At 60.8% G+C, this 12,117-nt stretch carries 10 protein-coding genes; 5 read left to right on the forward strand and 5 right to left on the reverse strand.

Annotated elements, in window-relative coordinates:
- Together FEF26_RS10430 and FEF26_RS10435 are read right to left on the reverse strand one after the other, a co-directional pair.
- Nucleotides 1–841: ISL3 family transposase (locus FEF26_RS10430; protein ID WP_138253481.1), on the reverse strand; the 841-nt coding region annotated here is incomplete at its 3' end.
- Nucleotides 842–898: 57 nt separating this feature from the next.
- Nucleotides 899–1,714, reverse strand: a complete 816-nt coding sequence (locus tag FEF26_RS10435) for a hypothetical protein (RefSeq protein ID WP_138253482.1) — start codon at nt 1,712–1,714, stop codon at nt 899–901.
- An 86-nt stretch (nt 1,715–1,800) separates the two neighbouring features.
- On the opposite strand from FEF26_RS10435, the gene mobF reads away from it, so the two are divergent.
- The 3 genes from mobF (at nt 1,801) to FEF26_RS10450 (ending at nt 6,282) form a co-directional block, all read left to right on the forward strand.
- Nucleotides 1,801–5,352: a MobF family relaxase gene (gene mobF / locus FEF26_RS10440; protein WP_243730528.1), complete on the forward strand. Its 3,552-nt coding sequence runs from the start codon at nt 1,801–1,803 to the stop codon at nt 5,350–5,352.
- A gap of 190 nt (nt 5,353–5,542) precedes the next feature.
- Complete coding sequence (locus tag FEF26_RS10445; RefSeq protein WP_138253483.1) at nt 5,543–5,920, forward strand: hypothetical protein; 378 nt, start codon at nt 5,543–5,545, stop codon at nt 5,918–5,920.
- Nucleotides 5,917–6,282, forward strand: a complete 366-nt coding sequence (locus tag FEF26_RS10450) for a recombinase family protein (RefSeq protein ID WP_138253484.1) — start codon at nt 5,917–5,919, stop codon at nt 6,280–6,282. Before FEF26_RS10445 ends, FEF26_RS10450 begins: the two co-directional genes overlap by 4 nt.
- A 5-nt stretch (nt 6,283–6,287) precedes the next feature.
- On the opposite strand, the gene FEF26_RS10455 is transcribed toward FEF26_RS10450, so the two are convergent.
- The 3 genes from FEF26_RS10455 to FEF26_RS10465 form a co-directional block, all read right to left on the reverse strand.
- Complete coding sequence (locus FEF26_RS10455; RefSeq protein ID WP_243730524.1) at nt 6,288–8,393, reverse strand: S8 family peptidase; 2,106 nt, start codon at nt 8,391–8,393, stop codon at nt 6,288–6,290.
- 249 nt (nt 8,394–8,642) lie between these two features.
- On the reverse strand, nt 8,643–9,617 hold the full coding sequence (locus FEF26_RS10460; protein ID WP_138253486.1) for an AAA family ATPase: 975 nt from the start codon (nt 9,615–9,617) through the stop codon (nt 8,643–8,645).
- 28 nt (nt 9,618–9,645) lie between these two features.
- Nucleotides 9,646–9,984 (reverse strand): helix-turn-helix domain-containing protein, encoded by a 339-nt coding sequence (locus FEF26_RS10465; RefSeq protein WP_138253487.1) that lies wholly within the window; start codon nt 9,982–9,984, stop codon nt 9,646–9,648.
- 303 nt (nt 9,985–10,287) lie between these two features.
- On the opposite strand from FEF26_RS10465, the gene FEF26_RS10470 reads away from it, so the two are divergent.
- On the forward strand, nt 10,288–11,286 hold the full coding sequence (locus FEF26_RS10470; RefSeq protein ID WP_138253488.1) for an Abi family protein: 999 nt from the start codon (nt 10,288–10,290) through the stop codon (nt 11,284–11,286).
- Between the two features lie 134 nt (nt 11,287–11,420).
- Nucleotides 11,421–12,116, forward strand: coding sequence for an adenylate/guanylate cyclase domain-containing protein (locus FEF26_RS10475; RefSeq protein WP_138253489.1), 696 nt, complete (start codon nt 11,421–11,423; stop codon nt 12,114–12,116).
- The last annotated feature ends 1 nt before the right edge of the window (nt 12,117 follow it).

Here is a 12,117-nt window from a genome sequence, read left to right on the forward strand (position 1 = left end):
CTGCGACGACCAGGCCACAGGGGTCTCTCACCCCCATCCGCACACACAGCGCCTCATGGCGCACGGCAACGACGTGGAAGGGATCCATCACCGCTACGGCGTCGGGGAGCTCTTCGTTGGTGGCGGTCTTAAACCCGGAGAAACCGTCCATGGCCACCACCTCAATGCCTTCTCGGAAGCCCTGGGTCTGGGCGTCCAACCAGGTCTTGAACACCGCCTTGGACCGACCCGGGACCATGTCCAGCAGCCGGGCAGGCCCGATCCCGGCGCGGACCGGGGTCAGGTCGATGACCACCGTGACGTAGTGCGACCCCTTGCCGGTGTGGCGCCAGCAGTGCTCATCAACCCCGATGACTTTCACCCCGTCGAACCGGGTGGGGTCCTCAATCAACAGCTGCCGGCCGGCGGTGAGCACCGCGTCGTTGACGGTGTGCCACGAAGCCGCCAGTGCGGCGGCAACCCGAGCGATAGACATCCTGTCGATGACCACTGATTTCAGCGCCCACAGCACCGCATGCCTGCTCAGCTTCGCCCGCGGGGCCGCAGCCTGGGATGTATCTTGCCGCCAGACCCTGGCACAGTCAGCACACCGATACCGGCGGACCCGGACCCAGAGGGCGGTGGGCCGCCACCCCAGTGGTAGGTGCGCCAACTTCCGTATCACTGTGCCTCTGGGCACGCCTTGGCCGCCGCAGCCCCGGCACCACGGATCATCCTCAGCGACTCGGCATTCCAGGATCGCCCGGTCACGACGGATCAGCTGGCCGGTAACGACGAGCCCGAGCGCATCGAGCAGGCAGAAACTGTTGAGGTCAGGACAGGTGAAAGTAGGCTTGAGCACGTCGAGGTCTTTCGAGTGGAAGGCGTAGGAACCTCCATCATCGGAAGGCCTCGACTCTTATCCAGCCACCGCCACGCCGCTGCTCCCCGTCCCTGCCTCTACACCCTCAAATACGAAGAGCCATTTAACTAGCTTGACCTGCACTGTGAGCCCTTCCCCGGAGATATCGGACGCAACCGTAGCTAGTTTGGGAAAGGTCTGCTCTCTAGGGCTGCCTTGCCTCACCGCTTTCTCAACCCGCCGTACATCCGCTTGCCGGACCTCTCCAGCGTCGGCGTCATTATGTGCTTCCATGGCAAGCAAAGCGCGGATCCTTGCCTGCGCTTCCCCTCTTCCTCGCTTGTTAGGTCCGAGCAGCTGTGCGACACGCTCGTATTCTCTATCAATGAGTAACTGAACGTCCTGGGGTGGTTCAGCGCTAATCGGGAGCACTCTGGCTGGAACATGGTCTGCCATTGGTTCAGAAAAGACGCGGGACAACAGCTCTTCGAACAACGTAACCGCTGCGCGAACATGCAAGTAGAGTAGTGCCTCATCAAGCACCAGATACCAATGCTGAGCAGCGTCACGCCAAGCGTCTATAACACGTAGCGTGCCGGCTTCCTCGTCAGTCAGCTTGATTCCCTCGGTCTCCTGCGCCTTACGAACCGAAAACTCAAAAGTGATAGATCTTTCTGACCGCTTATCAAAGACCGGAACCTTATTCTTATCCAATGCAGCCTTCAGGAGCATCTCAAAGCTGTGTTGAAGATGGAGAAGGACAGTTGTGACGCGCCCATCGTCGTCGAGAGCGTTGAAAGCCGTGATGGTCGTACGAAGAGAGGCCACAGCTTTGCGCTTGAGCTCTCGAACGTTGACGGACTCTCTCGGCATGGTATCTCCCTCAGCTTGGCTCGGCACCGCCTCAGAGGTGGCACCATTACTTAGGATCCCATCCCGTGCTTGTGCACCTGAGCACCATGACGGTGTCGATGCGGGTGATGTCCGCCGGCGATGGGTATAAGTACCTGCTGCGGACGGTGGCGGCGGGGGATGGGGACCGGTCGTTGTCTACGCCGTTGACCCGGTATTACGCCGAGGAAGGTACTCCGCCGGGGCGGTGGCTGGGTGCCGGAGTCCGCGGGTTCGGTGAGGGCCGGATCGCGGAAGGTGACCAGGTCTCCGAAGCCCAACTCCAGTTGTTGGTGGGCATGGGCCGTGACCCTGTCACTGGTGAGGCGTTGGGGAAGGCGTATCCGCAGTACAAGACCGCCAGTGAACGGATCGAGTCCCGCATCGCAGGGTTGGACCCGGGTCTGGGTCCGGCTGCCAAGGCTGAGGCGGTGGCGCAGATCGAGGCGGAAGAAGCCTCCCACGGTAGCCGGCGTGCGGTGGCGGGGTTCGATTTCACGTTCTCGGTGCCCAAGTCAGCCTCGGTGTTGTGGGCGGTTGCTGATGCCGGGACTCAGGCGTTGATCGCTCAGGCTCATCATGCTGCGGTTGCAGAGGTGGTTGCATTCATGGAGTCCGAGGTTGCAGCCACCCGCACGGGGGCAACCGCCGGTGATGGGGCGGTTGCACAGGTCGATGTCGCCGGGCTGATCGCTACCGGCTATGACCATTACGACTCCCGGGCCGGTGACCCGCACCTGCATACCCATGTGGTGATCTCCAATAAGGTCCAGACGGTGTTGGATGGGAAGTGGCGTTCCCTGGACGGAAGACCTCTGCATGCCTCAGTGGTCGCGTTATCGGAGATGCATGAGGCGATCTTCGCCGACCATCTCACGCGGATGCTCGGGGTGGGGTGGGAGCCCCGAGAGATGGGCCGGGACCGCAACCCCTCCTGGGCCATCACCAGCGTCCCCGAAGACCTCGTGGCGGAGTTTTCAACCAGGAGCAGGCATATCGACGCTGAGACCGACCGGCTGATCGAGAACTACGTCGCCGAGCACGGTCGCAGACCTGCTCCGGCGACGATCATGAAGCTGCGCGCCCAAGCCACCCTGACCACGCGACCAGACAAACAGGTCCGTTCCCTGGCCGAACTGACTGATCAATGGCGTACCCGGGCGAGCAGTGTGTTGGGTGAGGACGCCACCGCCTGGGCCTCCAGAACCGCCCATCAGAACCCGGCACCGGTGCTGTTGCGGGCTGACGATGTGCCCCTGGAAGCGGTCAGCCAGCTGGGCGAATCTGTGGTGGCGGGGGTCGGTGAGAAGCGTTCGACCTGGCGGCGCTGGAACCTCTACGCCGAAGCCTCCCGACAGACGATGGGACTACGGTTTGCCAGCACCGAAGACCGCCACGCCATCCTGGGCATGATCACCGACGCCGCCGAGAACGCCTCCCTGCGTCTCACCCCGCCCGAGCTGGCAGTCTCGCCCGTGGTGTTCCGCCGAGACGACGGCACCAGCGTGTTCCGACCGAAACACTCGACCGTCTTCTCTTCCGAAGACCTCCTAGCCGCAGAAGACCGACTCCTGGAACGGGCACGCACCCTCACCGGCCCGACAGTGGATATGGCCACGGTGGAGAAGATCACCAGCGCTCCTGATCGTCGGGGGCGTCGGCTCGGTCCAGACCAGGCAGACGCCCTGGCGCGGGTGGCGGTCTCCGGGAGGGTGCTGGATGTGCTGGTCGGTCCTGCCGGGGCAGGTAAGACCACTGCCCTGGGTGCCCTCCGCCGGGCGTGGGAGACCGCGCACGGCAAAGACTCCGTCATCGGTTTGGCACCCTCAGCCGTAGCAGCCCAGGTGCTGGCCGAGGACCTGGGGATCGCTACCGAAAACACAGCGAAGTGGTGGGACAACCACACCCGTCACGGTGAGTCCTTCCAGGCCGGGCAGCTGGTGATCATCGACGAGGCCTCCCTGGCCGGAACACTGACTCTGGACCGGATCACAGCCCACGCCGCAGAGACTGGGGCGAAGGTGCTGCTGGTTGGGGACTACGGGCAGCTGCAATCCGTGGATGCTGGTGGGGCGTTGTCCCTGCTGGTCAACGACCGCGACGACACTCCTGAGCTGGTCGATGTCCACCGATTCACCCACCAGTGGGAGAAGACCGCTTCCCTTGCGCTACGGCACGGGCGCACTGAGGTGATTGATACCTACCTGGACCACGACCGGATCAGCGAAGGCGAAGCTGAGACGATGGCCGACGCCGCTTACACGGCCTGGCGTACCGACCGGCAAGCGGGCAAGTCCTCGGTGCTGGTCGGTGAGACCCGGGAGCAGGTGGCGGTGCTCAACGCCCGTGCCCGAGCCGACCTCATCCTCGATGGCACCCTGAGACCCGGCCGTGAGGTCGAGCTGAACGACGGTACTCAGGCCGGTGTCGGGGACACGGTGATCACCCGGCGCAACGACCGCCGGCTCCGCACCGGCAGAGACTGGGTCCGCAACGGAGACACCTGGAAGATCACCGACATCCGCCACGACGGCTCCATCACCGTCCGCAAACACGGCCGCAGATTCGGTGGCGCAATCGTGTTGCCTGCCTCCTACGTCGCTGAACACCTGGACCTGGGGTACGCGGTCACAGCGCATAGGGCGCAAGGACTGACCACCGATACCTCTCATGTGCTCGTGGAGCCGACCACGACCCGGGAGAACTTCTATGTCGCCATGACCCGCGGACGTGAGGCCAACCGTGCCTACGTCGTCCTTGATCAGGCTGACGAGCACTCTGAGCCCCATCCCGGGGCGAACCTTGACGCGACCGCCAGGTCGGTGCTCTACGGGGTGCTCCAACACTCCGGTGCCGAGCTGTCTGCGCATGAGACGATCACCGCCGAGCAGGAGACCTGGGGGTCGATCGCTCAGTTGGCGGCGGAGTACGAGACCATCGCCGCAGCAGCCCAACACGACCGATGGGCCACCCTCATCCGTACCAGCGGCCTCACCGACGAACAAGCCGAGGAAGCCATCACCTCCGAGGCCTTCGGCCCACTCACCGCAGAGCTGCGCCGCGCTGAAGCCAACCACCACAACCCCGACACCTTGCTCCCACGACTCGTCGCCGCCAAGGGTTTGGAGGACGCAGACGATGTTGCTGCGGTCCTGCACCACCGGATAGCCCGGGCCACCGCACGTCCGGCAGGCTCAGGCCGCACCCGCAAACCACCCCGCCTGATCGCCGGGCTGATCCCAGCCGCTGAGGGGCCGATAGACCAGCAGATGCGGCAGGCGTTGGAGGAACGCCGCGACATCATCGAAACCCGCGCCACCACCATCCTCGACACCGCCCTCCAAGACGCCGAGCCATGGGTCAAACAGCTCGGTGACCCGCCTTCGGACGAGAGGTGCCAGCGGCAGTGGCATCGAGTCGCCCGCACCGTGGCTGCCTACCGCGACCGCTACCAGATCACCAGCACCCACCCCCTGGGCGCCGAACCAGAGACCGCCACACAGAAGATCGACCACGCCCGAGCCCGCACCGCACTCCACCAAGCCCAACAACTGACCAGCCCCGCCCAGGAGCCCCGACAGCAGACTGTGGACCGCTCAGCAGTAGGCCGCAGCCTCTGAACCCCGAACTAACGGGTGAGGCGGTGCTGGCGCAGTAGCCCTTCACGGTGTCACTAGCCCGGCGTAAACTAAACCATGAGGCGGATTTCTCCTTCATAACGCGCCCTTCGTGGCAGACCCTCGGGTCACTCTCTAACGCACCGTCTCACCGCTACTGGCAAGCCGTGCGTACGAGAGGAAAGGTCCCACCATGATCCGCCTGATCTGGAACGCCAGCGTTCACATCCGCTACTTCATACGGCGCTACATGCCCACCAACATCGCCCTCGACGCCATCCGCACCCGCCGCGGCCTCAAATGGGGCCTCCCCGCAATGCTGCTGACCCTGCCCTACCTCTACGCAGCCAGCTTCTGCCTCCAACTCATCGAGACCGGAGCCCCCGGCTGGCTGCACCTGATCGTGCTGGTCTGCATCTGGAACGCCATGAAGTTCTTCTGGATCGGACCCATCAGCCTGGTCCTGCTGATCCGAGAGCGCATCCGCGAAGCCACCGCAGCCCGTCGCATCGAAGCTGCGCCGACAGGCTCTGCGGAGCAGCCTGGCCAACTGGCTGGCGCCCACGCATGAGGGCGTTCATCTATACCCGCAACGCCAGCCCCAGCTCCGAAGAACGTGACTGGCAGTATGAACAGTGCAAGACCGCCGCCGAAGAACACCACTACGAAGTGATCGGCACAGCACACGACAACGGGCACGAACGCTCAGGACTGGCCACACTCATCGAGCAGCTCCGCACCCGTGACATCGACATCGTCTTCACCACCGACCACGCGACTCTCGGCCCCACCATCAGTGCCCTCGCCGCGATGGTGGACGAGATACACCGCAACGGCGCTCAGCTACTCACCTGCGCTGAACCTCCCTTGCCAGCCAGCGTTACCAAGATGCTCGTGAAGTTTGCGCAGGGACATCTGGATACTCCCCACTGAGCAAGTTAGCCCAAGACCCTGGCACGGATCGGAATCTGCAGCTGTTGTGAGACTGTTTGGTACAGATCGGCTTCGACCAGATGCTGGTCTTCCAAACACACACATAGAGCATATCGTTGGCGCATGTACTCGGGGTCATCGCGTGCCCACGTCTGCGTCTTGTGCGTCACGACCACATAGAACGTGTCTGAGTCATCGACGAAAGTTTTCCTTCGACTCCAACTGCGGACCTGAAGCGTACTGCTCAGGAAAGAGTCGCTTCCGGGAGTGAGCTTAAGACGCTGCCGGCCAGTTATGAGCGGTTGAGGGTCACCGGGGTCCTGTTTGGCTAGCATTTCCCGCAGTGAATCTGCATCGATGTCACGAAAGATATCGACCTGCATAGTCCCAGCCAAGTACTCTCGACGTTGACGCCTCACTGGCGGGTCAAACGAGAGCGACACCGTAATGCTCCGCTCTCCTGCATTCGTGCCTCGGCGGAATATTTCGGGCACCGGGAGCGGATGAATCTGGACGGTATCCACCGGCATGTCACCGTCATATGTGAGAGTGACTCTGTTGGAATTACTGGACAGTGCTGCCTCACGATCAGGTCTACCGTAGCCGTAGACCCAGCTGATTGGATGATCGCCCTCAGCGTTCGTGGCAGACTTCGGAAATTTCGCGCTCAATCCGAGTAGAGAGCGAATCAGATTCGCTGACGCATTTGGGTACGCATCGGCAATGTCAGCTGCGACACGGGCGACTGCGGGGGCTGCGAAGCTAGTGCCGTTGACGGCAGATAATAGTCTTTGTCCATCGGCCCTGAAAGACGGGGTGACTATGCTTGCCCCAGGTTCGTTTGGAACGAAATGGCCGCTGTCGTTGACAACGGCGTTGCCTCCGTAGTCGACCACTTCAGGTTTGTTCAGCCGCCTCTTGTTCGTTCCCAGGCCGGGACCAGATCGGCTGAATGGGGACGCTTCGTCTGCCTCTGCCACGGCCCTCCAGCCGTACTGGTTTGGGCGTTCCGCTGATGCGCCACTCAGTGCTATGGACCCAACCGTAACCGCAAGCGCAGCTGGTGCAGGTTCAGAGAGTCGGTGCTCTTCGGAGAAAAAGTAGTGCGGCTTATCATCAATTACATGGTGACCAGAAGGTGTCTCCGCCTGAAAAGTTATAGGGGCATTACCGGTGGGAACCACTACTACGATATCCAGCTCTCTTACCAAATCATCGATCACTTCAGTCAGCGCCCCGACGTGAAGATCGTTGAACGCTTCAGCATAGCCAAGAGATAGATTGAACACCCGCACGCCGTACTTGGAGTGAAGGTGTCGTATTCCGTCCTCAACAAGCTGATGAGGAAAGCCGAAGGTGGCGAAACGAGAAGTCTCTGGACGGCGCGGGTCAGGCTCCAGGACTCGTACAGACCGTACAGCTCCGACAGCAGTTAGCGACTCGACGGCGCGGAGTTCAGCGTGGAGGTGTGGGTATAAGATCCGTCCAGCAACCTCTGTGCCATGTGTGCCCTGACGCTGCCACCCATAGGAGTCTGGCGCCAAATGCTCGTCTGAGAGTACGAGTCCTTTCAGTAGTGGGTGCTCCAGATGTGGAGAATCATCCAGGATTCCGACCACACCCCCGCTCTTGGTCTCACGTTGGAGGCTCTGCGAATCTGCGCTCCACCAATCCCGGAAGTCCAGATACGGCACGGGCGGCGTGCGGATCGCTTCTATTACGCTGACGTCCAGTAGGTCATTGAGTGTCTTTGACGAGACCGAAACACGCAAATAGCTTCTACGAGGTGTGATCGACCGCAAGAGAATGGAGTCGTCTGCCGAGAGCGCGACAACGTCTTCCACTGTCGTCGCTCGGATCTGAGCTTCCTGCATCCGCCCTGAAGGCCATATCGCTACATCGAAAGTGCGTTGCCCCTTGTACTCCAACCCGGTTTCGTCTATCCCCGGCCCCATCCGGTCCTCGGGACCGTAGGGCTCGATGTTCTCTATCAGATCGAAGAAAGACTTGAGATTTCCCGTCTTCGTATACTTCTCAAGATCAGTCGCGAGAGACGCTCCTTGATCTTCTGTCAGAACAAAATACGTGTAATCGACTGTCTCGCCTAGCACTTTCAGGCCTCGGTTCGAGAAAGTTTCTTTGGTTGGGCGAGACTGTGCTGATATCTTGAAAACCAGCCTCGGGTCTACGCCAGCGTCTAACCTACGAGGCTTCTGCACCACCGTCGTGAGCTGTTGCTTGAGGTGGCCTCCGTGCGCTCCGGGTTGGCGAGTGGGTTTTTTGCCCCCTGCTTGACTAGTGCGCCTAGACGGAACCTGTTGGGGCGGAGGTAGTTGGAAGTGCTGTGGCATAGACCACCCTTACCATGGACGGCGCGTGATGCTGGGGAGTGCTGCCTCAAAATCGCGCGCTTCAACTCTAGAACCGCCGCGGAGGATGGCTTCCCGGCGGGCGTCGCTGACGAGTTTCTCAGCGGCAGCATGCGGAAGGCCCTGTAGCTTACTTGCGTAGCGATCAATATCGAGGCCCCTATACGCAGTCGTGCGCAAACGCAGCCGTAGGAGTCGGCGAAACTCGTGAACAGTTGGCTTCCTGAACGTCAAGACTTCGTCAAAGCGCCTCCAGAGCGCGTGATCGAGCAATCCCGAGTGATTCGTAGCTGCGAGCAGAAGACTCGGACCGTTGTAACGGTCAGTCATCTGCAGGAAGGCAGTGACGACCCGTTTCATTTCGCCATGCTCCGCGTGGTCGTCCCGAGAGCGCCCCAATGCATCGAACTCATCAAATAGGACCACGAATGGAGCCTGGTCGGCATAGTCCAGAATGCGCCGGAGATTACTTGCTGTTTCTCCTAAATACGATGAAACGACTGCGTCTAGCCGGACAAGCAGAAAAGGCCTCCCGAGTTCATGGGCGAGGGCCTCAGCGGCAGTCGTCTTGCCGCACCCGGGTGGGCCTTCCAAAAGCAGCCGCTGTCTGCGGGGGATTCCAGCACTGTCTAAAGCGGGCCACTGCTGGACTTCATTGACGAGACTATCTAGGTCCGCAACAAGGTGAGGGTCTAAGATTAGATCATCAAGCATCCTGCTTGGCTCTCGAACTTCCCCGAGGTCCCATTCTCCTTCACGGTCTTTGGGCGGGGAAGGAATCAGAACCGTGGAACCGGTGTCCACCGGCGACCCCCCGGCAACCAAGAGTCGGCGAAGGTCCCTGGCTAAAGCGTTATGGTGCTTTGACTCTTCTTCTTCGATGATCTCGGTGGCGACACGACGGAACGTGAGTTCGTCGTGTGTTTGGAACGCTTTGAAGAGTTCCTTGAGGTGCCTGCCTGCCATACCCCCATCGTACGGGGTTCCTGGCGGGTCACCCTCGAAGGTTCGAGGCCGGTTCATGCCGTGCCCGCCCAGGCCGTCTCCCGCGGCGTCGGATCGCACCTCCGCTAGCGAGCACCGCTGCGCGAACTGACTCATCGCTGATCCCGAGACGCTTGCTGACCTGGGCAAGTGTTAGCCCCTCCGTGTAGAGCCGCGCGGCTTCTGCCTGCGCTTCCTCGGTCGGTGCCATCCGTTGAGGCTGGACACCTGCTCGACGTGCGATCTCACGAACAGTCGATCGATGCACCCCGAACCTCCGAGCAAGCACCCGCACAGGTGTCCCAGCCCCGTAGCCCTCCAGCACCTCTGCACGAATCGAGGCGCTCAAACGGGTTTGAGACTGACGCGATTTCTCACGGACTGGACCACGCTCATCACTCAACTGAGTAGACTGGAGCCGAAAGTTGTTGGCCTTCGTTCCCTGGAGAACACGCCGAATCAGCGTCCTGATCGGCTTCCTGGGGTTTGAGAAGTACCTACGAAGGTCCACCACATCAGGCTGGCCGCTCAAATCAACACGGTTCGAGCGGCCAGCTGGATCTCATGTATGATGGAGTCATCATATCCCCCACGCCTCTCGGAGAAGCGCAACTTGGGGGATTTTTCTTTCCCGCCTGACTAGACTCAGGACATGCCGAAGCGACGAATGCCCCGTGCCCGCGGAAGCAGACGCTTCGAGAAGCCACCCCTGAGCTCATCTGCGTTAGTGGACCTGCTTAGAAGCCGTGGACTTGCCATCACAGACGAAACTCAGGCAGCCCAGCAGATCAGCCACATCGGCTATTACCGCCTCTCCGCCTACATGGTCCCATTCCAACGTGGTCGTGATAATCATGACTTCAAGCCGGGGACAACATTCGAAGATGTGATGAGCCTATACTCGTTTGACCGCCAGCTCCGGCTCCTCGTCCTGGATGCGCTGGAGCACATTGAGGTCAGGTTGCGGGCCGCAGTGACTGACGAAATGTCACTGAAGCATCAGGATGCCTTCTGGTACACCGAACCGTCGTATTTCCGAGATTTGGCTCGGCACTCTGAGTTTCTGGATCAGGTGAGTGAACGTAGCCGACGTCAGCTCGAAGGCCGGCCTGAAGACTCCGGCGACGTACACAATTACCGGTCTGCTTTAGAGCATTACTTGGTCACATATGGCGAACCGGACTTCCCTCCCTCATGGATCATGATGGAGGGGCTCACCTTCGGACAGGTGAAGTCGCTCTATGACAACCTCCAGCAGCGTGAAGACTCGAACCGCATCGCCCGCCAGCTCGGCACCCCCGGACCAGTGTTGACATCGTGGTTGAGGACTTTTCTGCGGTTCCGAAACATCGGCGCCCACCATGGCCGCTTATGGAACGTAGTTCTCGGCGTCGCACCCACGGCTCCAAAGAGCAAGTCCGTTCCTTGGCCGCGATCTCAATGGAAGATCACCGACCCCCGGCACGGTCCCATCCGCATATATCCAGGACTTTCCGCCATCCAATCACTGTTACTGACCACCGCCTCAGACCCCACGTGGTCACAACGTCTCTATGACCTGGTTTCGGACTACCAGGCTGTCCCTCAACAAGCGATGGGGTTCCCAGCAGACTGGCACCACGAAAGGTTCTGGAACATAATTCCCAACTGAAGCAACCTACGGCTCGGGAGGGGGTGACAGCAACACTGGGTACATGAAAACCCTGGCATTATTAAGACTTCCTTACAGTGCAGTAGCCAGGTTGACCATGCCAACGAATGGGCGCGCAGAGGAGATGCCGTGATATGAGTCTGAAAGATGATCTGAATGCGTACGTCCAGAAAACCGTCGACGAGCAGTGGGAGCGTCGCGCAGGCCAGAAAGTGCCCGACGCCGATGACCTTCCGCTGAAGAACCTTGCTGTCGAGCTCGACGCAACCGTCCTCTACGCGGATCTTGCGTCGTCGACGAAGATGGTCAAGGGACATAAGGACTGGTTCGCTGCGGAGGTCTACAAGAGCTATCTCTACTGTGCAGCGAAGATCATTCGAGCGCGGGGCGGCATCATCACGGCCTACGACGGGGACCGTGTCATGGGTGTGTTCATCGGGGACTCGAAGAACACCGACGCCGCGAAGTGTGGGCTGCAGATCAACTGGGCATCGAAGAAAATTGTGGCAGCGAAGATCGCCGAGAAGTACCCGAAGAGCACCTTCGTGCTCAAGCAGCGGGTTGGCATCGATACCTCGAAGCTTTTCGTCGCCCGAACAGGCATTCGAGGCAGCAATGACTTGGTGTGGGTTGGGAAAGCGGCAAACAATGCGGCGAAGCTGGCCGCGCTCGATCCTCGTTACCCGACCTACATCACCGCCGACGTCTACAGCAGGCTGAATGAGACCTCGAAGCTCGGGGGCGATCCGAAGCGGAACATGTGGACTGACCTGGGGACCTCTGACATGGGCTATCAGATCTACGGGTCGACGTTCTGGTGGTCGGTTTAAC

Source organism: Nesterenkonia salmonea (assembly GCF_005771525.1).
In the GTDB taxonomy this organism is placed as follows: domain Bacteria; phylum Actinomycetota; class Actinomycetes; order Actinomycetales; family Micrococcaceae; genus Nesterenkonia; species Nesterenkonia salmonea.

Coding starts and splice junctions, on each gene's coding strand:
- FEF26_RS10450 (WP_138253484.1), top strand. CDS start 5,917: ATGAGGGCGTTCATCTATACCCGCAACGCCAGCCCCAGCTCCGAAGAA.
- FEF26_RS10460 (WP_138253486.1), bottom strand. CDS start 9,617: ATGGCAGGCAGGCACCTCAAGGAACTCTTCAAAGCGTTCCAAACACAC.
- FEF26_RS10475 (WP_138253489.1), top strand. CDS start 11,421: ATGAGTCTGAAAGATGATCTGAATGCGTACGTCCAGAAAACCGTCGAC.
- mobF (WP_243730528.1), top strand. CDS start 1,801: ATGACGGTGTCGATGCGGGTGATGTCCGCCGGCGATGGGTATAAGTAC.
- FEF26_RS10445 (WP_138253483.1), top strand. CDS start 5,543: ATGATCCGCCTGATCTGGAACGCCAGCGTTCACATCCGCTACTTCATA.
- FEF26_RS10435 (WP_138253482.1), bottom strand. CDS start 1,714: ATGCCGAGAGAGTCCGTCAACGTTCGAGAGCTCAAGCGCAAAGCTGTG.
- FEF26_RS10470 (WP_138253488.1), top strand. CDS start 10,288: ATGCCGAAGCGACGAATGCCCCGTGCCCGCGGAAGCAGACGCTTCGAG.